Source organism: Paenibacillus taichungensis (genome assembly GCF_003287275.1).
Classification (GTDB): domain Bacteria; phylum Bacillota; class Bacilli; order Paenibacillales; family Paenibacillaceae; genus Paenibacillus; species Paenibacillus taichungensis_A.
In genome coordinates, this window is the sequence record NZ_QEVW01000006.1 from 58,165 (window position 1) to 79,544 (window position 21,380).

General features: G+C 48.8%; 18 protein-coding genes and 1 riboswitch. Of the genes, 1 reads left to right on the forward strand and 17 read right to left on the reverse strand.

The window, feature by feature from the left end:
* Positions 1–165 precede the first annotated feature (165 nt).
* The 14 genes from DC345_RS09620 to DC345_RS09685 all read right to left on the reverse strand — a co-directional run bounded on the left by DC345_RS09620 (position 166) and on the right by DC345_RS09685 (position 16,452).
* A complete protein-coding gene (locus DC345_RS09620) occupies positions 166–1,413 on the reverse strand; it encodes a serine hydroxymethyltransferase (protein WP_181586540.1) in 1,248 nt (415 codons plus the stop codon).
* A gap of 272 nt (positions 1,414–1,685) precedes the next feature.
* A complete protein-coding gene (locus tag DC345_RS09625) occupies positions 1,686–2,279 on the reverse strand; it encodes a TIGR01440 family protein (protein WP_113052906.1) in 594 nt (197 codons plus the stop codon).
* 139 nt (positions 2,280–2,418) lie between these two features.
* Positions 2,419–2,500: riboswitch (ZMP/ZTP riboswitch) on the reverse strand.
* 115 nt (positions 2,501–2,615) lie between these two features.
* Positions 2,616–3,188, reverse strand: coding sequence for a low molecular weight protein arginine phosphatase (locus DC345_RS09630; RefSeq protein WP_113052907.1), 573 nt, complete (start codon positions 3,186–3,188; stop codon positions 2,616–2,618).
* A 127-nt stretch (positions 3,189–3,315) separates the two neighbouring features.
* Positions 3,316–3,876: a manganese efflux pump MntP gene (locus DC345_RS09635; RefSeq protein WP_113052908.1), complete on the reverse strand. Its 561-nt coding sequence runs from the start codon at positions 3,874–3,876 to the stop codon at positions 3,316–3,318.
* Between the two features lie 172 nt (positions 3,877–4,048).
* Positions 4,049–5,197, reverse strand: a complete 1,149-nt coding sequence (locus DC345_RS09640; protein WP_258530599.1) for an L-threonylcarbamoyladenylate synthase — start codon at positions 5,195–5,197, stop codon at positions 4,049–4,051.
* Between the two features lie 284 nt (positions 5,198–5,481).
* Positions 5,482–6,144 (reverse strand): stage II sporulation protein R, encoded by a 663-nt coding sequence (gene spoIIR / locus DC345_RS09645; protein ID WP_113052910.1) that lies wholly within the window; start codon positions 6,142–6,144, stop codon positions 5,482–5,484.
* 300 nt (positions 6,145–6,444) lie between these two features.
* Positions 6,445–8,004, reverse strand: coding sequence for a glycosyl hydrolase family 18 protein (locus DC345_RS09650; protein WP_258530600.1), 1,560 nt, complete (start codon positions 8,002–8,004; stop codon positions 6,445–6,447).
* Between the two features lie 757 nt (positions 8,005–8,761).
* Positions 8,762–9,982, reverse strand: coding sequence for an FtsW/RodA/SpoVE family cell cycle protein (locus tag DC345_RS09655; protein WP_113052911.1), 1,221 nt, complete (start codon positions 9,980–9,982; stop codon positions 8,762–8,764).
* A gap of 211 nt (positions 9,983–10,193) precedes the next feature.
* On the reverse strand, positions 10,194–11,414 hold the full coding sequence (locus DC345_RS09660) for an FtsW/RodA/SpoVE family cell cycle protein (RefSeq protein ID WP_113052912.1): 1,221 nt from the start codon (positions 11,412–11,414) through the stop codon (positions 10,194–10,196).
* Positions 11,415–11,499: 85 nt separating this feature from the next.
* Positions 11,500–12,384 carry a peptide chain release factor N(5)-glutamine methyltransferase gene (gene prmC / locus DC345_RS09665; RefSeq protein ID WP_113053329.1) on the reverse strand — a complete coding sequence of 295 codons (885 nt, stop codon included), beginning with the start codon at positions 12,382–12,384 and terminating at the stop codon, positions 11,500–11,502.
* Positions 12,385–12,409: 25 nt separating this feature from the next.
* Positions 12,410–13,477 carry a peptide chain release factor 1 gene (gene prfA, locus DC345_RS09670; RefSeq protein ID WP_063566965.1) on the reverse strand — a complete coding sequence of 356 codons (1,068 nt, stop codon included), beginning with the start codon at positions 13,475–13,477 and terminating at the stop codon, positions 12,410–12,412.
* A gap of 390 nt (positions 13,478–13,867) precedes the next feature.
* On the reverse strand, positions 13,868–14,467 hold the full coding sequence (locus tag DC345_RS09675) for an SUKH-4 family immunity protein (RefSeq protein ID WP_181586542.1): 600 nt from the start codon (positions 14,465–14,467) through the stop codon (positions 13,868–13,870).
* 221 nt (positions 14,468–14,688) lie between these two features.
* Positions 14,689–15,789 (reverse strand): redox-regulated ATPase YchF, encoded by a 1,101-nt coding sequence (gene ychF / locus DC345_RS09680; protein WP_113052914.1) that lies wholly within the window; start codon positions 15,787–15,789, stop codon positions 14,689–14,691.
* A 192-nt stretch (positions 15,790–15,981) separates the two neighbouring features.
* Positions 15,982–16,452, reverse strand: coding sequence for a GNAT family N-acetyltransferase (locus DC345_RS09685; protein WP_113052915.1), 471 nt, complete (start codon positions 16,450–16,452; stop codon positions 15,982–15,984).
* Positions 16,453–16,618: 166 nt separating this feature from the next.
* Here DC345_RS09685 and DC345_RS09690 point away from each other — a divergent pair, with 166 nt between their 5' ends.
* Positions 16,619–17,050, forward strand: coding sequence for a hypothetical protein (locus DC345_RS09690; protein WP_113052916.1), 432 nt, complete (start codon positions 16,619–16,621; stop codon positions 17,048–17,050).
* A gap of 301 nt (positions 17,051–17,351) precedes the next feature.
* Here DC345_RS09690 and fni read toward each other — a convergent pair whose 3' ends face one another.
* From fni to DC345_RS09705, 3 genes are all read right to left on the reverse strand, one after another.
* A complete protein-coding gene (gene fni / locus DC345_RS09695; RefSeq protein WP_113052917.1) occupies positions 17,352–18,419 on the reverse strand; it encodes a type 2 isopentenyl-diphosphate Delta-isomerase in 1,068 nt (355 codons plus the stop codon).
* 334 nt (positions 18,420–18,753) lie between these two features.
* Positions 18,754–20,235 (reverse strand): phytoene desaturase family protein, encoded by a 1,482-nt coding sequence (locus tag DC345_RS09700; protein ID WP_113052918.1) that lies wholly within the window; start codon positions 20,233–20,235, stop codon positions 18,754–18,756.
* On the reverse strand, positions 20,232–21,380 hold the full coding sequence (locus tag DC345_RS09705) for a glycosyltransferase family 2 protein (protein WP_113052919.1): 1,149 nt from the start codon (positions 21,378–21,380) through the stop codon (positions 20,232–20,234). Before DC345_RS09705 ends, DC345_RS09700 begins: the two co-directional genes overlap by 4 nt.

The following is a 21,380-nucleotide window of genomic DNA, read 5'->3' on the forward strand; positions in this document are numbered from 1 at the left end:
ACCTTCTGATCGCTGTTATCCCCAGAATTCTTTTAATCCATTAATAAATGGTGGAATTCCGGTGATAAAGGCGAGCGCTACGCTTCTTCAGGTTCTTTCGGTTTGCTCCGTCTGCATGTTTACATGAAGAACATCTCAAATACAAACACCATGAGCAAGTTTTTTTTAGTATTTAAGGTCTGTGTAGAGTGGGAATTTGTCGGTAAGCGCCGTTACTTCAGCACGGGCTTCGTCCAATTTAGCTGCATCTTTAGGGTTTTTCAATGTTTTGGCAATGATCTTACCAATAGCTACCATCGCTTCTTCATTCATACCACGGGAAGTTGCTGCAGGTGTACCGATACGGATACCGCTCGTTACAAATGGGCTGGTTGGATCAAACGGAATTGCATTTTTGTTCACGGTAATGCCGATGGAATCAAGTACATGCTCGGCTTCTTTACCTGTGATATTCACGCTGCGTGTGTCGATCAGCATCAAGTGGTTGTCTGTACCACCGGATACGATGTTCAATCCTTCAGCGATCAATGTTTCAGCCAGAACCTGTGCGTTTTTCACGACATTCTCTGCATACGTTTTGAACGAAGGTTGCAATGCTTCACCGAATGCTACCGCTTTGGAAGCAATCACGTGCATCAAAGGTCCACCTTGGGAACCCGGGAATACCGCTTTATCAATCGCTGCTGCCCAAGCTTTGCGGCACAGAATCATACCACCACGAGGTCCACGCAGCGTTTTGTGTGTAGTTGTCGTTACGAAATGCGCATGTGGAACCGGGCTTGGATGCAAACCAGCAGCAACCAGTCCTGCGATGTGAGCCATATCCACCATGAACAAAGCGCCTACATCATTGGCGATGGAAGCCAGCTTTTCAAAATCAATGGTACGCGGATATGCACTTGCACCTGCAACGATCATACGAGGGCGATGTTTAAATGCCGCTTTGCGCACTTCATCATAATCAATCAGGAATGTATCTTCTTGTACACCGTATGCCACGAAATTGTACAGCAAACCGGAAGCGTTAACCGGGCTACCATGTGTGAGGTGTCCGCCATGTGCAAGGTTCATACCCAGAACGGTATCACCTGGTTTCAGAGCCGCAAGGTATACTGCCATGTTCGCTTGTGCACCGGAGTGAGGTTGAACATTCACATGTTCTGCTCCAAACAATTCTTTGGCACGATCACGCGCGATATCTTCTACGATATCAACATGCTCACAACCACCGTAGTAACGTTTGCCCGGATATCCTTCAGCGTACTTGTTGGTAAGTACAGATCCCATTGCCTCGATAACCGCTTCGCTTACGATGTTCTCAGACGCGATCAGCTCAATGTTGTTTTGTTGACGTTTCAGTTCAAGATTCATCGCTTCCAGTACTGCCGGGTCATTCTTGCGCAATTGTTCCATGATTAAATTCCTCCCAGGTATAAGTGAAGTTATAAAGCGAAACTACAGTGGTTACACTCCTGACTTCGATTGCATCACCATCTTCCGATCGCTGTTATCCCCAGATTTTTCTGAACTCCCTTATAATAAGGGGGAAATCATGGGGATAGCGTATGCTTCCGATGTAGCTTTCCTTCGGAAAGCTTTCAGGCGAACGCTTCGCTTCTTCAGATTGGTGTTGCACTCTCCGTTTTCGTGTAAAGTCTAATTTGGCTTTATATAGGTTGAAGATATCAGTCACAAAATGTCGAATCTGGTTGCTCTTCCATACGATACACTGCACGCTCGCCGCCAATCAACTTTGGACGAGTCAACGCTGTAGTTACACGGGCATCACCGATGTAGCGGAGTCCTGTGCGGAAGGGTACTGCCACACGCCGCAAGTGCATGCCAATCATCGTCTCCCCAATATCCAGTCCCGCATGGGCCTGCACATGTTCAGCCAGGCATGGATCGGTCAGTGAGCGATACGCTGCGGATGCCATGGAACCGCCTGCTTTGGGCACAGGTACTGCACCCACTTCAGTCAATCCAAGCCGTGTAAGCAGAGAACGCTCCATAACCAGTGCACGGTTCAGGTGCTCACAGCATTGGAATACAACATCAAAACCAAACTCCTGCTGCACCTCACGTATACCCGCAAGAAGCTGCTGCGCTACTTCAACCGCACCGCTTGTACCAATCCGTTTGCCTGCAACTTCACTTGTACTTGTACCGATCACAACGATCTGTCCAGTTCCAAGCTGTCCGGCAAGCGCCAGTTCACGCAGAATGGATGCGGTCTGTTCATGCAATCCGGGTTGTTCCGAATCTAACTCAATAGTCATCCTATCGCCTCCCGATAAAATCATGCCCGGCTTCCTCTTGGCTGCCCTTGGTATTCTTGCATGGCATTTCAGGTACTATTATAGCGAATAATCAGATGAAAGACGAAAAAAAGAGCAGTCTGCGGGTAACGCAGAATTGCTCTTTTGCCCAGGCGACCGGCCGTTTGTTCCGGTGCTCCATCGTGGTTATGTCCACTTCGTCGCCAGTTACACCGGATCCCTGTTTTCCCATCCATCATAAAACAACCTGCGTTTAAAATCAACGGGTAATTTACATCCCGTGTACGTTTTTTATATCGTAATCCACCGGTAGCTCGTATGATTAAACGAATCCAATTAACCCAGCTTGTCCAAAAGTCTGTCGAGCGCGGTCCGAATCTCTGCCGCAGCTATGTTGTAATCATCGCGACTGCCGCCAAACGGGTCGGAAATATCAAAGCTCGGAATCCGCTGTCTGATCTCGATTGCCCGTTCACGTTCAGATGCCAAAATCTCCTGACCTAGCGCACGTTTCATCTCCAATGTCGCAAACAGGCTGTCCAGTTCCTGAAGATCATTCAGGACTTGTTCGTCATTTTCCACATACTCTTTCAAGGTATAGGTCTTGTGTACAGAGTCGGGAAAAACCTGCATGACATGCTGTTTATGACTGCGTGTCAACGTGAGAATCAGATCGGCCCAACCGACCAAGTTGGAGCTAAGGAGCGTCGAATGAGGTGGTCCATCAACGTTGTGATCCCTTAATACGGCCTCCGCATGACGGGAAATCGGCATGCCCGTTGTTGCGGCTACACCTGCGGAACGAACATCCACCTGAATGCCCCGCTCAGACGCCAGTTTACGTAAAAGTCCCTCCGCCATGGGGCTGCGACATGTATTCCCTGTACATACAAACAAAATATGTTTCATTGTGGTTAGCCTCCCCATTTTGCAAATGTTGTCGAATCATGTTTGAAACACCATCTGAACCAATGATGAATCTCATAACTATATATTGAAGACTGCACTAGGCTGTAATCATGGTTAACGTCGTTTTTTAAAATATAAACAAAAGTCCAAAAGCGAGCAAGATCGCTCCGCCAACCGCTTCCCCGTAATCGCCCATATTTTGGCTCACACGCCGTCCCAACAACAGACCCATAACGGACATTATTCCACCACAGACACCAAAAGCCAGTACTGTTAACACCAAGTCACTGCTGAACATGCCGAGCGAGACTCCAACGGAAAACGAATCCACACTGACACTTAGTGAGAATAGAATCACACCGAGCAGAGATCGATGATCCACCAGTTTGGTGTCTCCCTCCCGGAAAGCGTTCAAAATCATATGGGCGCCGAGCAGGACCAGCAGACCGCCAGCTGCATACGTCGTAATGTCACCAAGCAGGGAACTGACGTATTTGCCCGTATACATACCGATGAGCGGCATGATGATGTGAAACAGGGCCGTTACGGTACTGATTCGCAATACGTCTCTCAGACGAATACCCTTCATGCCAATCCCGATGCCGAGTGAGAACGCGTCGAGTCCGAGAGCGACGGCCATAATCAAAATGGTTACCAACTGCCCTACATGGGCAGACACATCCCACATCCCCATACCCCCAAGTCACGTAAAGGTTCTTGTACACCATATGCGGACAAGAACATAAACATGACCTGAGAAGACTTTTTGCATTGCTGGCATTCAAAGAATGAATGGCTGTCGTGGCTGGAGGGCAGGTGCCAGAGGGAAATATTCATAACGATATTATGGAAAAAGGGAGCTATCGGTCACCGACCTGAATGAGTCGGTGACCTGCCGCCTTGAGCAGCCGGTTCATAACGGCTGCTCCCAGCCCTTCGCGCGAGCAGGCTTCAGCCACAATATATGTGGCCCCCTGCTCATCGCAGCTGCGCAGCGCGGCGTACAGCCGGCGCGCTGCTTCTTCCAGCTCGCTGGCTTCGCCCAGCGAGAACACGGCATCGGCGCGGTACTGCTCCGCGTGCTCGGCGAACGCCAGCACCGCGGTGCGCTCCCCGCGCTGCGCCGCCTCTGCGAGGGCGGCGCTGATCCAGGCCGCCACCGCTGCGGGCGGCCCCTCCACCACGCACAACGCACCTGTGGGCGCGTAGTGCGTGTACTTCATGCCCGGCGAGCGCGGCGCCGGGCTGTCATCGCCACCGGGCCCCTCGGCGAGCAGCGCCGGGTCCGTGGCGACACGGGCGGCAACGGCGGACAATTGTTCCGCCGTAATGCCGCCAGGGCGCAGGATGGTGACGGTACCGTCGTCACCGACCTGCACCACCGTGGACTCGACGCCCACCCCGGTGGGGCCGCCGTCCACGATGCCGCCGATGCGGCCTGCCAGATCCTCGCGCACATGTGCGGCGAGGGTCGGGCTTGGCCGCCCGGAGCGGTTGGCGCTTGGCGCGGCGACTGGGCATTCCGCCGCCGCGATCAACTGCAAGGCCACCGGATGATCCGGCATCCGCACGGCCACCGTGTCCAAACCGGCGGTAACCCGCGGGGATACCGCCCCTGGCCTAACCGGCAGCACAAGCGTAAGCGGCCCTGGCCAGAAGGCCGCCATCAGGGCCTCCGCTGTGCCATTCACTTCCGTGACCAGTGAATCCAACTGGTCACGCTGTGCAATATGAACAATCAGCGGATTGTCCGAAGGCCGCCCCTTGGCTGCAAATACAGCTTCCACCGCAGCTGTACTGCGAGCATCTGCACCCAGACCGTATACCGTCTCGGTTGGGAAGGCCACGGTTTGTCCTTGACGAAGACAGGCTGCGGCATCCTCCAAGTCAGCGAGCGCCTGCTTATACACACTTTCTTTTGCCACATTATCCGTGTTCTCATCGGTTACCAGTACATTGACATCCCACATACTCGTAACCATTTCCTCTGTATTTTCACCGTTCTCCATACCTTTCATGGTAGACTGATGCAATTGCTCGTTCTCTCTCGTCATATATCCATCATTCCTAAACTTCAGTAAGGTAGTTAATGCAAGTCATCCCGCTTCCGAGATGCTTTCTTCGCTTATGTTTTCTGATTACTGTAATTATAACATATCTGCTCTGCCCAAGGATGCGGTCTGAATCTTACCAGCGATTAACATCACATAGTCTTTGACTCGAACCCATAATAAAACAAAAGGGCACTTCCGTGAATCGAAGTCCCCTGATAAAGCTTATATCTAGCACCATATTATGCAAACAATCCCGATACCCAATCCCATAATTTGACCGCCATATCCCACAGGAAGAAACGAGCTTCCGGTGTAGCTGCCTGCACAGATGCTTGTTCGTCGCCAGGCTCAGCAGCTGCTGACGCTGTTGCTGTTGAAGGCTTCGCCAGTGCGTCACCTGTTCCTGCATCAATGAAACATAATGGTGGAAACAACACACACCACCAGTTTTGCCCTTCACCTTTACCCAGTGTTATCCGCACTGCTTCATAATCTCCAGCAGGATATACGGTACCGCCATATAATTTGGTTGGAAACGGAACCACTCCAAGTTCCACCTGATATGAATAGGTTAACCCACGATTGGCAAGCTCTTCTCCTACACGGTCCTCGATTTCAGATAGATGCTGACGAATGACCCCACGCGCTTCATCCAGACTTTGCGGATTCTCCAGTTCGGTTACCCACTCATTCATTTGGGCAACGACGGCGTCACGAATCTCGCGTTTGACCAACTGATCTCCTGCTGCATCCGAGTTCGCGAGAATACGCAAGCGAATGGATTGTTCCGGAATCGCTGTGGCCGCCACAGCTGCATCCGTTTTCTGACCTTCCCACATCATAATTATCATCATAAGACATACAATTATTAGTCCAATTTGTTTCACGATTTTTCTGCTCATTCCGTTCTCCCCCTCGGCTCCCGTGATCATGATCCCTGTAACTCTCTCATGTCTATCAGTATGCCCGGAAGAGACAGAAGTAAACCTGCTAGATTACAAATCTACTAAAATTTTAATAGGCGGGTAATACTTCAAACGAAAGGACTATTATCCCCTTCATGAAACTGACGAAAAGCAAAGAAGCGCCTGCCTATGGAACACTTGTCGGCTGGCACTTCCTTGATAAATCTAAAACGCTAACCTACCCTTATTGTTCCAATTAGCATGCTGCATAAACGCCCTTGCTTCTCGGCTTCTCGGTTATTTATTCACCCGGAAAGCTTCCCAAGCCCCGCCAACCGAATTGCGGCTCGCTACAAGCTTACCGCCGTTATTCAGATCACAGGTCACATACAGGTTATTGGCGAGAGCCTGCAACGCGATTGTTCCATCACCCAAATCTACACGATTGAACTTCTCCCATTGCTGAATGGTTGTGGCTTTTGCGATCAGGGCACCACCCAGATTAACATCTGCCGTGACATATTTATTATTGATTTTGGACTTGAGGGATACCGTCCCATCGGCGTTCGTGATCCATTCAAAAAGCTCCCAGTCTCCAGCCGTCGTCCGATTGGCGACAAGCTGGTCATTGCCTTGATTCTCGGCAGAGACGATTTGCTGATTGGCTTGAGCAACCAGATAGTTGTACCCACTTGGATTCGGAGGCTGCACCGTGCCCCCACCCATAACCTCTGAATATACGGCCTGAAGCAGCGCACCTGAACGGTCATTGCTGTACTCCCAGAACATGATGCCACCCAGATTGCTGTTTTTCACATATTGCACCTTCAGGCTGAGCGATTGTGGGTCATCATAGGAGATAAAGGTATTCCCATTAAACAGATAAGGAGCTTGGGCACTGCTGTCCCAGTACCGTGTATATCCGTTTTTATTCAAATATTGGCTGACAATAGTGTTGTAGTCGGGTTCAAAACCACCGGAACCAGGCCTGTCCAGACCATTGTTCGAATTCTGAACACCAGTCCAGGCCCGGCCATAAAAGGCTCCGCCAATGACCAGCTTGTTCGCGGGAACACCGCTATTTTTGAACAGATTAACCGCAGACGTTACACTAATATCTCTTCCGGACAGATTCGTATGATGACCTGTAGTTGCATCCCAGGTTCCATGAAAATCGTAAGTCATCAGATTGATCCAATCGAGCAGAGGCGTGATATTATTGATTTCCACACCGTTCAGATAACTGCTGCTCGCTCCGGCAGCAATGGTCAGCAGATATTGTTTGCCATTAATCTGTCCTTGAGCATTCAACTTCTCACGAACCTTCGAGAGCAGTTGTGTGAAGTTTTGTTTATCCTGCGGCCGTGCAGTTGTACCCGCAGCAGGGTTGGTCGGATATTCCCAATCCAGATCAACGCCATCCAGATTATTGGAGGTTACCAACTGCACAATGCTGTCCGCAAATGTTGTGCGTGAGGCGTCCGTTAGCGCAGCGTCTGAAAAACCGTTAGCTCCCCAACCACCAACAGACAATAACACCTTCAGGTCTGGGTTTCTGGATTTCAGTCCAACCATCAGTTGCAGTTTGGTACGATCTGAGTTTGTAATTGTTGCTTTGCCGTTGGATATGAGAGCGAAGGAATAATTGATATGAGAGAGCTGTTCTGCCTTGATATCATTCGCGGTCCAGTTGGCCCAACCAGCCACATAAGCAATAATTTTCTTTGGAAGAGGAGCTGCGTCAGCTTGTTTCGCTGGTCCGATGGCAAAAGTTGAAACGGTTAGTGCAAAAGATAAAAACAAGAGCATGAACACCTTTACAAATGAAGGGATCGTACCAACTCGATTTAGGTTCATCACATAACTCTCCTTTGGGGTTTTAATTTTGGAATTCAGCAGCAGCCTCACATTTTGGTTAGCAGGAGGATCACGCCCTGTACTCCCTACTGCTTGTCTCGTTAATGCTGCTGAAAGACTATGTTTGTTAATCCACATCGCCTTTTCACCCTTTCTGTTTCAATCAAACTCGAATTTAAGGAAGCGTTTACAATAAAATGTAATCGATTTCATTTATAGGAAAAGAAATCTGGGCCGCTGAAATTCATGGATGGAATAAATAGATTCGCAGAAAAAAGTAGGATAACTCAAAAAGGATCATAGTACGTTGAGCTGAAGGACAATGGGATATCAGAGGATCTTGGAAGCTGAACAATTTTGATAATCTAGGGAAGAGTACACCAGCGAATTACGGTTACTTTCATCATTGGCATGACTGGGTGTATGGATGAGGAGTAGGTATATAACCCACAATTTCAAAGTATTGATTAATGTCTAACGTGTAGAGTGTAAGTAGGCGGGTAAGTTACTGATATAATCTAGTTAAAATTAGGATAATACAGAATTGAAATATTTGTCAATAAAAATTAAATTTGTAATTCTTCCGAAGTTGAACATGTACACACCCTTAAAACAAAAAAAAGATCTTCACCTGACTGCTGCAGGCAAAGATCAGACTAGCACACAAATCATCTACTGCTCCATAACCTACTTCAACACCCTTCTGAATGGGAAGATGCATGTCCCTGACAGAGTTGAATCATACCAAAGTTTAAGATTACGCTGTTGTCTTTTCCTTTTTGACCATACTCCATAAACGTTCCAGCAAGGTAGGTCGTTGTTCTCCCATAAGAAGCTCATCCTCGTCTTCCTGACCATACAATTTAATGCTCATCACCAGCCCGATACATGCCATATTAATGAGCAACGAGGTGCCTCCATAGCTGATAAACGGCAGCGTAATGCCCGTAAGCGGCATCAGCCCGAGGAAAGCGCCAATATTTTCAAACACCTGATATAACAGCATGCCGATAATACCCACAATCACAACAGGTCCTGCCCGGTCTCTACAGTGTAAAGCGATTAACACCATGCGATGAATGAGGATAAAATACAGTAAGAGCAGCACAGAACCGCCTACAAAACCAAACTCCTCGGCAATAACCACAAAAATGGAATCCGAATATGTATACGGTACACGCCCCGATTGAACGGATGTGCCTTGCATGTAACCTTTGCCTGTTATACCTCCCGAGCCTATGGCAAGACCCGCATTTTTTGTATGCCAGGAGGCCTTCGACGTTGCTTTATCCGGTACAAGCCAGGGGTCAATCCGCTCGGCCCAGTGCTCCCGGTTCGCCTTTTCCAGAAAGGTGAAAATCTCATCGTGATACGACGTATATGCTTTGACGAATCCAAAAAAGGTGATGCCCACAATAACAAGCGCAATTAATGCATGAGACCACTTGATATTCCCTATCCATAACACAGCGACCAGAATCACGATGTATCCGAGAGCGTTGCCCAGGTCATTCTGAATCATTACGAGTGCAAAAGGAACGAACGTCCATAAACCAATGGGCACGATGTCTTTCCAGAAACGAAGCGTAGAATTTTTTCTTTTGACCAATACATGCGCCAGAAACAGAATTAATATCATTTTAAACAATTCTGCCGGTTGAAAAGAAAGATAATCATTAATCTTTATCCAGCCATTCGCATTATTGATCGTGCCCCCTATAAAATTAACAAGAATCAACAGGACAATCCCGAACCCGTAAATATAAAATGCATATTGAATATACAGTTTATAATTGACTAATCCAATACCAATGAGGGCTACGAATCCAATCCCGTAAAACTGCAAGGTTTTGATATGATGATTGCCCAATTTTGGATCGGACTGAATCGCACTGTACACCGTAAATACACTCATGACCATAAGCAGCAGCAACACAAACAGAATAACCCCGTCCATCTTCTTCAGCATTCTCAGCATGTTCCTACGAATCCTCCTGAGGCTCAATAACCCAATAATTATTTCCAGAAGTCTTTAATATTACCATTGTATAGAATTGGAAGACAAATTGGAAATCCGCCAAACAAAACAACAAAAAACCTGAAACCCACAGATCATCTTGCTCCGATCTGTTGATTTCAGGGTTGGCTTATATCGTATTCACTTGCAAAGAATCTGCCCAGGGTCAAAACTATTGCTCCTGCTGTGTTGATTTGCGTCTAAATAGTTTCAATACCAGTTCCGTAATGCTTGGCTGTTCTGCGGAACCGAGAATATCCTCGTTCTCTTCTGTATGCACTTTGATACTCATCACAAGTCCCATACTAAGCATGTTGAGAACAAGCGAGGTTCCCCCGAAACTGATAAACGGCAGTGTAATGCCTGTCAGCGGCATGAGACCAATGAACGGACCAATGTTGACAAAGATCTGGTAGAGCAGCATCGCTATAATACCGACAATCAGATATGGCCCTGCCCTGTCCTTACATTCCAGTGCAATCAGCACCAGCCTGTGAATCAAGATAAAGTAGAGCAGCAGCAGCACCGATGCCCCAACAAAACCAAATTCTTCACCAATCTGCACAAAGATCGAGTCCGCGTAGGCCAGCGGCACCCGATTCGACTGAATCGTGGTACCTTCCATGTATCCTTTACCGCTAATCCCTCCAGAACCTATAGCCAACTTGGCATTGTAGGTCTGCCAGAGCACGTCCCTTGACGTCTGATCCGGCACAAGCCAGGGGTCGAAACGATCTGCCCAGTGAGAGCGACCAATGTCCTTCAGAAACTTTACAATTTCATCATGATAATGAATGTAGGCTTGTGTCCCACCGATCAAAGCGGCCACCGCTATGACAAAACCGATCAGGGCATGCGTAAATTTGATATTGCCTATCCAGAGAAGCCCTACCAGGATAACGACATAACTCAACGCATTCCCCAAGTCATTTTGAAGCAAGACGAGCAGCAACGGGGGAAGCACACAGAGTGAGATCGGGATGACATCTCGTCCAAAAAACAACGGCCTGTTTTTCTTCCTGGCCAGAAGCGCTGACAGGAAAACAATCAGACATAGTTTGAACAACTCGGCAGGCTGCAAGCTGAGGCCAAATATGGATAACCATCCTTGAGCCCCGTAGTACTCCTGACCGATAAACATGACCAGGATAAGCAAAATCATGCCTACCGCGTAAATGTATAGATAATTTTTAATAATCACTTTGTAGTTGATCATGGACATCCCGAAAAAAACGATAAAACCTATAATGTAAAATATTACGGCTCTTTTGGGGAAGGCTTCCCATTTCGGTCTGCCGAAGGTAGTACTGTAGATCGACAAGATACTAATGACCATCAGAATGAGCAATATAAAAACAATCGAATAGTCTATTTTTTTGAATTTATGCAGCATGTAGTTATGTTCCTCCAAGCATTCAGCAATCTTCGGTATATCTCATTGTAGAGGATTTCACGGCAAAAAGAAAACCCGCAGAACCTTACATTTTCGTCACCTGTTCCGAAGTACGAACACCCAGTACATGCCGTTCAATGCCTGCAAGGTCCGGCACGACGATAATTTCCGGCCAATATCCGGCTGATTCAAGCAGGGCTGCGATGTCCCCGGCCTGTCCCTGCCCCAGCTCAAAACCGATGATCTGCGGCGGTGCAGGCAGCAGCGCCAACTGCTCCAGCATGATGCGGTACGGCCCCAGTCCATCCGGGCCGCCGTCCAGTGCCGTGCGCGGCTCATGATCGCGCACCTCAGGCTGCAACCCGGCGATATCTGCCGCCGGGATGTAAGGCGGGTTGGACACCAGGATGTCCACCCGTGCCCCGGCGAACGGGGCCAGCAGATCGCCTTCACGGAAGTCGATCTGTACCCCGTTCGCGGCCGCGTTCCGCGCGGCCACTTGCAGGGCAGCCGCCGAGATATCTCCGGCGCCTACCTGCCAGTGCGGGCGCTGCGAAGCCATCGTCACTGCGATGGCGCCGCTGCCCGTGCCAATGTCGACGGCGAGCGGAGCGCCGCCGGGAAACACGCGGTCGGCTTCGCGGAGCACAGCCTCGACCAGCAGCTCGGTCTCCGGCCGCGGAATCAGCACGGCCGGCGTGACCTCGAACGGCAGCCCGTAGAATTCCTGGCTGCCGATAATGTACTGCGCCGGCTCACCCGCAGCCTTGCGCGTGACGGCGTCTTCCCAGCGGCTGCGAAGCTCGCTGGGAAAGGGCTCCGGCTGCATCATATAGTACGCGGCCCCTTCGCGGCCGAGTACATGTTCCAGCAGCAGCCGGGCATTGTTGTGCGGCTCATACACGCCGCACTTCTCCAAAAAAGAGGAAGCCTCCACGAAGGCTTCCCGACAACTCTGTTCCGGCGTCATGACAAACTGCGCGCGGGTCACAGCATTATTCTCCTCTATCCATCATATCCGTCTGCTCGGCAATCGTCAGCGCAGACACGATATCAGCAATCTCACCATTCATGATTTGATCCAGCTTGTGCATCGTCAAACCGATCCGGTGATCCGTAACACGGCTTTGTGGGAAATTATAAGTACGAATCCGCTCACTGCGGTCGCCTGTACCCACTTTGCTCTTCCGTTCACTCGAAATTTTCGCTTCTTCTTCCTGACGCATCATATCGAAGATACGCGTACGCAGAACTTGCAATGCTTTTTCTTTATTCGAGTTCTGGGATTTACCATCCTGACAAGTAGCCACAATTCCCGTTGGAACGTGAGTTACCCGTACAGCCGATTTCGTGGTATTAACCGATTGTCCACCGGCACCACTGGAACAGAACGTATCTACACGGATATCTTTATCATGGATTTCGATATCGAAATCTTCGGCTTCAGGCATAACTGCTACTGTGGAAGTAGACGTATGAATTCGGCCGCCCGATTCCGTTGTAGGAATACGTTGCACACGGTGTGCGCCACTTTCATATTTCATTTTGCTGTAAGCGCCGCGTCCATTAATGAGGAATACAACCTCTTTGAATCCGCCCAGATCATTGGTGTTAACGTCCATCAGTTCGACGCGCCAGCCTTGGGTATCGGCATAACGTGTATACATCCGATAGAGATCCGCTGCAAACAGCGCCGCTTCATCCCCACCAGCTGCACCGCGAATTTCAACGATGACGTTTTTATCATCATTCGGGTCTTTGGGCAGCATGAGAACACGAATCAGATCGTCCAGTTCTTTCTGGCGAGTGCTCAGTTCATCAATTTCCATTTTGACCATTTCACGCATCTCGTCATCCAGCTTCTCGCCCTGCATTTCTTTGGCAGCTTCGAGATCCTGGCTCACTTGTTTGTACTCATTGTACGCCTCATAGGTAGGCTGCAAATCCGATTGCTCTTTGGAATACTCCCGCAGCTTCTTGTTGTCACTCGCTACATCCGGGTCACACAGCAGCTCGCTGAGTTTCTCGTAACGGTCGGCTAACGCCTGTAATTTATCAAACATGTATAGTCACCTCACGCGTTATTTTCGTTCCAGCATTTCAACATTCATTCGATTCCGATAGGCATTCATTCATTCATTCATGCATCATCAGATCATTTATATTTCACAAGGCACGGGGTTCTCAGAAATCCCTGACCGTAACATTCATTTTATGATCGACGTATAACATCGCTACAACGTCATCAAATCCTTTACTTTTAAGTTATATAAAAGAAATCGCGTACCCGGTATCAACCCGCTTCAACTCATTAAGCCGAGCGTGAAATTCAACATAGGTATACGACTCTTAATTATAGCATATTCTTATGTTTCTGAATAGCAACTGTTTGCGGATCCTGCATCCAAATTTTGATTTACTTATTCTAAGCAACCAAATTAATTTGCAAAGGACTATAAGAGCTCATCCTCCAGCTGCTCAAGCACAACACTCCACCACGCCTCCTCATTCAAGACACTCATTGGGTCCTTTTCCGCAAACGAGAAACGGAGCTGCTTTAGCACTTGTTCCCTCGCGGATTGAGAAGAAGATTGTTGTGGAGGCATAATCTCACCCCGCCGAAAAGCAGCCAGCTTCGCCTGTGCTTGCTCGAGCGTCATCATAGTTGGCTCGCAGCTCTCCGAATTCTCATTAATAAATGCAGCACACCTTTGCAAAAACTCGATAAATAGGCTCAGATTGGAGTTAATCAGGCTGTACTGTCCCGTTTGCACATCCACCCTGTAGAGCGTACCCACGTCCGTCTCGAGTCCCAATATAGCTGACGTCTCCTCATACTCATAGCCAATAGGAAGTAACGTTTTCCGATCATCCAGAGTCCGTATTAGGCCTTGTTCTGTCAGAGGTTTAAAATGTATACCGAACAAATCCTCATCATTCAAGCGGAACTGTGGCAAGCCGAATCTCAATAACAGTTCCTCCGTCTCCTCTGGCAAACGAGCTGTTTGCACAAGCGTTTGGTTATATCGAACGTACTTCGACTGTTTCTCCAAACTTGCCACCTCCCATGAGTCTCCTTCCTTTTATTATATCCAGAGCGAGTAAACAATCCAGTAGGATGTACAGGAGATACAGACAATTTTATTGTTGGATACCTTAGGCTTTTTGAAGAATATTCTGCGATATGTAAAAAGCCCTGCCATCTTCAAAAGAAGACGACAGAGCTGCTATACTCGTATATTCAAGTATGTTTTCTTATCTGGATTATCGATAATTAAACGTTGAAGCGGAAGTGCATAACATCGCCGTCGTTGACAACATACTCTTTACCTTCAAGACGAAGTTGTCCACGTTCTTTGGCACCGTTCATGGAGCCGGCAGCAACCAGATCGTCGTAGGAAACAACCTCTGCACGGATGAATCCGCGCTCGAAGTCGGTGTGAATGACACCCGCTGCGCCCGGTGCTTTGGTACCCTTACGGATTGTCCAAGCACGAACTTCCTGTACGCCTGCTGTGAAGTACGTGTACAGACCCAGCAATTTGTAAGCAGCTTTGATCAACAGGTTCAGACCGGAATCCTCGATACCGAGCTCTTCCAGGAACATTTGTTTATCTTCGCCTTCAAGCTCCGAGATCTCTTCTTCAACCTTCGCACTGATCGGTACCACTTCTGCATTTTCAGCAGCTGCGAATTCTCTTACTTTTTGCACATAAGCATTGTTCGCCACATCACCGATTTCGTCCTCAGCTACATTGGCTGCGTACAAAACAGGCTTCAGGGTAAGCAAGTGCAGATCGCGCACGATCAGACGCTCTTCATCTGTAAGCTCCATGCTGCGTGCTGGCTTGTCTTCGTACAGAACTGCCTTCACTTTCTCCAGTACTTCCACTTCCTGAGCAGCTGACTTGTTGCCGCCCTTCATGTTTTTCTTGGAGCGATCGATTTTTTTCTCGACACTCTCGATGTCGGCCAGGATCAACTCCAGATTAATCGTTTGGATGTCGCTTACCGGATCAATTTTGCCATCGACGTGTGTGATGTTCTCGTCTACAAAGCAGCGTACCACGTGTACAATTGCGTCTACTTCACGAATGTGGGCAAGGAACTTGTTACCAAGACCTTCGCCTTTGCTCGCACCGCGAACAAGACCTGCAATATCTACAAATTCAAACGCCGTTGGTACCGTTTTTTTCGGTACAACGAGTTCTGTCAATTTGTACAAACGCTCATCCGGTACTTCAACGATCCCCACGTTCGGGTCAATCGTACAGAACGGATAGTTTGCCGATTCGGCACCAGCTTGTGTAATTGCGTTAAACAGTGTGGATTTACCAACGTTAGGCAGGCCCACGATTCCAGCTTTCAAAGCCATGTATATGACAACTCCTCATTGATTACTTGTTCGGTATGGATAATCCTATACATTATATATGACAAACCCCAAGGCATCAAGGAACTTCGCCAATTCGACCAGAGTACTATCCACTTCCCGAAATCCCCGGTTACTGCGGATGATTCGTTTTGCGTAGATCATACGTTTGACTTAGATTATCCGTGTTTAGGTTTACCCTTTGATTTCCTTGTACATGGTTAGATCGGTTACCTCATACCCCATCTTGCGATACAGGCTGCTTGCCCGCACATTATGTCCAAACACATGCAGACCAATGCGATCTACGCCAAGACTCAAGGCTTCCCTTTCAAGTGCCTCCATCGTCTCTGTACCATAACCCTTGCCCCGATAGGCTTCTTCGACCACAATATCCAGCAAAAAAGCGTCTTTGCCACGGCGGTTATCCGTAATGTTAAACCAGATATAACCCACATTCCCGTCCACGGCATGTACCAGATTATAGAGGTAAGCACCCGGTGTATTCAGCCCTTCAGGCAAATATTTGTCGTAGGATGCCTCCGCAAGTCCCTGCGCCTCTTCCGCAGCCCAAGTACCCGCCTCCACTTTCTCTTCTGCAAAATCTTTAATCGAGCGAACACGGAAACTTGCATATTCTTCTTGATTCATTGGGATCAGTTCCATTGGTTTCCCTCCTAGTTCGAGTGTTCTATGTATGATCTTTTTGCACTCTATAGTATTGTATCTTTTTATACCATGGTCTGCATGGTGCAATTCCAGCCAAGTAATATACAACTTTTGGTTACCTCACTCTGTTTATATGTATATGAAAGAAAGGAGCAGACTACTTGTGAATACGCGTCGTCCCTTTTCAAAAAGGAAAATAATCATCCTATCTGCACTGATTCTCTTCATTGGATTAGTTATTTCTATGGGTTACCAGGCGTTGGAACCCTTTAGACATTTAAGGATTACGATTTATAATCAGTCCGACTATGATCTTTCAAATATCACAGCACGCGTGAGTAGCGGCATTGACTCGTCCAAGACAAACAATGAGGGTAAGATATACACCTTCAAGAAAGGTGTACCCAGGGGTGAACAAGTGAAGTTCGCTCCACAGCTGCGACTCTCCGGAGAAGGATCCATCTATCTGGAGTTTACGGACAGCCGTGGTGAAACCTATAACAAGACGGTTTGCGGTTATACCGAATACTTGTCTGGCAACTCCTATGTGACGGTAACCAACGAAAAGATAACCGTGAAAGAAGAATGTATGTAGCCCTTCTCTCTCTCGTCAAACAAAAAAAAGAGGCTCCCCAATACGCCAAGACCTGACGGGGTGCCTCTAATACGTTATAGCTATCAACTTGTAACGAATCACACACGTGCTATTAGATCCTAATTGCACAGATTCAGCGGGGTAACGAACCACAGACGCTTTATTCCTTCATTTCGCATGTCCCACCATACGTTTTACAGGAATAGCATGTCTACGGTTCGTTAGCCTATTCATCCCAAGCAAATTCACATAATAAGGTGCATCCGGTTCGTTAGCTCAGCTCACATATACAAATTCAAATTTATCGCCGCTCCATCAGACGTGGCGTCTGTTTCAAATCCGCAATCCGGCCTGTGCCAATGCCAAACATGACCGTACGCAGCTCGAATTCAACCTGCTCCAACCGCTCATTCAGCGCATCATCGGAAGCGACTGCGGATTCGAGCAAAGATCGGCCGAACCCGGCCAGATCTGCACCGAGCGCAAGGGCTTTGGCCGCATCAACGCCTGTGTACAGTCCACCGCTCCCAATCAAGGCACCCGCAGGATTTACCGCTCTGACTTCCTGAATACACTCCGCTGTCGGAATGCCCCAGTCTGCAAAAGCTTCTGCTGCTGCACGACGTACCGGATTCGAATTCCGGAACTTCTCGACCTGCACCCAGCTCGTGCCGCCTGCTCCAGCCACATCGATAAAAGCCACACCTGCTTCGTACAATCGCTGTGCTGTTACTCCATCAATACCAAAACCCACTTCTTTTACGCCAACAGGCACATCCAATTGCTGACACAAATCCTCGATTCGATGAAGTAATCCGCTAAAATCCGTATTTCCTTCGGGCTGGAAAATCTCCTGCAAGCTGTTTAAATGCAGCACCAGCATATCTGCGCCAGCAATCTCAACTGCCCGCTGGAAATCAGCAGTGTTGAAGCCGTAATTCAGCTGAACCGCGCCAAGGTTCGCAATGACCGGAATATCCGGTGCCCAGCGCCGCACATCAAAGGTCGTTGCCAGCTCGGGCTGTTCCACGGCAGCCCGGATCGATCCTACGCCGAGTGCCCAGCCTCGGGCGTTCGCCACACGGGCAAGCCGCTCATTGATGGCGCCCGTCGTTTTGCTTCCACCCGTCATCGAACTGATGAGCAGGGGTGTGCGCACCTTTTTTCCAATAAACGAAGTCTCCAGACGTACCTCTTCAAAATTCAATTCAGGTAACGGGTTATGACGAAAAGCATACCGCTCCATTCCGCTGGTTACCCCTTCTCCTGCCACATTCTCTTCAAGACAGAGGCGCACATGCTCCAGTTTCCGTTCCCCCGTAGCCACCTCGGGAAGCAGCCGTTTGCCGGCTCGCTCTTGTTCATTCATGATGAGACCTCCTTATGTGAGAATAGTGCTGATGGACAGGATCAGTTGCCAGTTCCGGTTAAGTTCCGTTCAGGAATTTGCCCAATGCAGCAGAGAAATTCTCGGAAATATTAATTCTTATTATGTAACGTTAAAACGGTATGATTTGGATCTATATTATAAATGATATTCACACTCAATGCGTCAACTCTACCAGTATAACGTTCCGGCCCAGCAATGGAAAGGTTGCCCCGAAACCCAACAATAATTTGAATTTCGGGGTTCAACTTATATTTCCTACTCAGATATTTGGAGGTTGGATCAGTCATTCTGTTATACGAATTCGTTCTATAACTTACGTGACGATTTCCGATGCAAGCTGCGCTCCAACAAGCTGCCCGGATAACGTCACAATCGGCGTTCCGCCGCCCGGATGCGTCGTTCCGCCCACGTACCACAGCCCTTGCACATCCTTGCTTTTGTTGCCGGGACGCATGAAGGTCTGCTTCACGGAGTTGGACGAGATGCCGTAGATCGACCCTTGATGGGCGAGTGTATCCCGTTCTATATGTTGAGGTGTGTACCGGATCAGCACATCCGACTGCTTCAATCCCGTAATGCCCCGCTCGGCCAGCTTCTCCAACACCAATTCACCGTATCGGTCCATCTGCTCATCCCAATGCCAGGAGTCCGACAAATACGGAGCATTCACCAGAATGAACAGATTGCTGGCTCCCGCTGGAGCCATACCCGCTTCCGAATAACCGGAATAACAGATGTAGATCGTGGGATCGGCAGGCATTTTTCGTTCACGGAAAATATGGTCAAACTCCGGTTCATACCGCTCTGGGAAAAAGACGGTATGGTGCAGCAGGGATTCATACTGTCTCCGCACACCAGCCAGTGTCACGAATCCCGAAATCGACGGCTCATACTTGCGAATTCGCTCATCGCTCATCTGTTTGCGATATTCTGGCGCGAGCAGTAGCCGATTGACGCTCAGCACATCTCCATTGGCAACGATCTGATCGGCTTCCCGGAAGCCCTGATCCGTATCCACACCTGCCACTTTACCATGTCTGACAACAATTTGCCGGACATCGGTGCCGGTAACAATCTGCACCCCTTTTTCCTGTGCAAGCCGTGTCATTGCTTCTATTAGTTGATAGGTTCCACCCTTGACGCCATATATGCCCTCTTCTGCTTCCACATGACCCATCATGGCAAAGATTGAAGGCGCCTGATATGGGGATGATCCAACATAGGTCGCGTACCGACCGAACATCGCGAGGGTATGAGGGTGATGGAAATAAGAACGCAGCAGCTTATCCAACTTCACTATAGGCCTTACCCGCAGCAGACTGCGCAGCATTCGAAGATTATATTTATCCTTGGGCGACAACAGCAGCTTTCCAAGAAAATGACGATTGGCTTCCGCATACAGCGCAGCAGACTCATCCATAAATGCATCATAACGAGCTGCATCTTCCGGGCTGTAGGAAGCAATCTGCTCCTTCATCCTCTCTCGATTGCCCGACAGATCAACTACGGTCCCATCTGCAAAACTATTACGTGTACGTGGTTCCAGCTCATATAACTGAACGTAATCCTCCATCACTACACCTGCGTGATCGAAGACGGAACGAAAGCTTGCGGGCATCGTGATCGTACTTGGTCCCCGGTCAAAATGATATCCATCTTGCTCGATCTGCTGCAGCTTTCCACCAACCCGCTCCTGCCGCTCCAGAATGGTGACCCGTACGCCCTGTGAAGCTAGTCGAATGGCGCACGATAGCCCTCCAAATCCTGCACCGATAATAATGACGTTCCCCTTCAACTGTACCGCCTACCTTTCCATACATACCCCTTGCCGGAACGACCTGCCTGCCAGGAAGCTATGCCGATCGCAATGACACAGGCCATACTAATCGGTTGCAGGAAAGCAAGCCACCAGGGCTGTCCTCCAGCGTGATCCGATACCCTTTTGATTGCCATTCCGAGCACGGTTCCCGTAAGACCATAGATGATGGACGTAGCATTGCCCGTCAACAAACCGATAACCAGACCGAGTGGAGGCACAATATACATCAGTGTATACATCAGCATCGTGCCTAACAGCAGCACATCTTTGCGCCCCATGCCTTCGTACATATTTTTCTTATACCCATTCCACACTTCTGCACCATTCTGGTACATTCGTGTATTCGTCACATCATGAACATCGGCCAACATAACGGGATGTCCCGCACGCTTAACCGCCTTCGCCAGACTCATGTCATCGACTAGATCAGCCTGGATTGCAGCATGTCCACCCGAGGCCTTATAACTGGAACGGTGAATGAGCAAAAACGCCCCTGTAGCGGCTACAAACATCGGATTAGATGATCTGCGTATCATAAAAATGGGGAGATGGCTGATGATGGTGAATTTCATCATGGGTACAACGAGCTTTTCCATCCAGGTCTTCGTCACCTGATAGGGGAATCCTGTTACGAGACCGCCGCCCTGCTCACACCCCGCAGCAATGGTCTGCCGTATGGCTGCAGGTTCCAAGCGCACATCGGCATCCACGAACATAAACCATTCACCCTTGGCCTCCTGCACCAGTCGGTGACAGGCATGAGATTTCCCCATCCAACCTGCGGGAAGCTCCACACCATGCAGCAGCCGCACACGTGGATCATGATCGGCAATCGACTGAACTATGGCTGCGGTCTCATCTTCCGAACGATCATCCAGCACCAGTACTTCCATCTGGAATCCGGTTGTATCGCTGGAAAGAACACTTTTCAGACATCCTTGAATGTGCAGTTTCTCGTTGCGGGCAGGAATCAACACAGAGACCAGAATATCCTTTTCTTTCAATTTATCTGTGTTGAAAGAACGCACTTTAGGCAGACAGGAGACATTCCATATTGCAAACATCAACTGTACGCCCAATACACAAGTCAGTATGATCCAACCTATTTCAGATGCACTCAT

Coding starts and splice junctions, on each gene's coding strand:
- DC345_RS09660 (WP_113052912.1), bottom strand. CDS start 11,414: ATGCTGCATAAATTCAAAAAAATAGACTATTCGATTGTTTTTATATTG.
- prmC (WP_113053329.1), bottom strand. CDS start 12,384: ATGACGCCGGAACAGAGTTGTCGGGAAGCCTTCGTGGAGGCTTCCTCT.
- fni (WP_113052917.1), bottom strand. CDS start 18,419: ATGAATGAACAAGAGCGAGCCGGCAAACGGCTGCTTCCCGAGGTGGCT.
- DC345_RS09655 (WP_113052911.1), bottom strand. CDS start 9,982: ATGCTGAGAATGCTGAAGAAGATGGACGGGGTTATTCTGTTTGTGTTG.
- DC345_RS09685 (WP_113052915.1), bottom strand. CDS start 16,452: ATGGAACTGATCCCAATGAATCAAGAAGAATATGCAAGTTTCCGTGTT.
- DC345_RS09635 (WP_113052908.1), bottom strand. CDS start 3,876: ATGTGGGATGTGTCTGCCCATGTAGGGCAGTTGGTAACCATTTTGATT.
- DC345_RS09640 (WP_258530599.1), bottom strand. CDS start 5,197: ATGGAGAACGGTGAAAATACAGAGGAAATGGTTACGAGTATGTGGGAT.
- ychF (WP_113052914.1), bottom strand. CDS start 15,789: ATGGCTTTGAAAGCTGGAATCGTGGGCCTGCCTAACGTTGGTAAATCC.
- DC345_RS09650 (WP_258530600.1), bottom strand. CDS start 8,004: ATGAACCTAAATCGAGTTGGTACGATCCCTTCATTTGTAAAGGTGTTC.
- DC345_RS09630 (WP_113052907.1), bottom strand. CDS start 3,188: ATGAAACATATTTTGTTTGTATGTACAGGGAATACATGTCGCAGCCCC.
- DC345_RS09620 (WP_181586540.1), bottom strand. CDS start 1,413: ATGGAACAATTGCGCAAGAATGACCCGGCAGTACTGGAAGCGATGAAT.
- DC345_RS09625 (WP_113052906.1), bottom strand. CDS start 2,279: ATGACTATTGAGTTAGATTCGGAACAACCCGGATTGCATGAACAGACC.
- spoIIR (WP_113052910.1), bottom strand. CDS start 6,144: ATGAGCAGAAAAATCGTGAAACAAATTGGACTAATAATTGTATGTCTT.
- prfA (WP_063566965.1), bottom strand. CDS start 13,477: ATGTTTGATAAATTACAGGCGTTAGCCGACCGTTACGAGAAACTCAGC.
- DC345_RS09705 (WP_113052919.1), bottom strand. CDS start 21,380: ATGAGTGCATCTGAAATAGGTTGGATCATACTGACTTGTGTATTGGGC.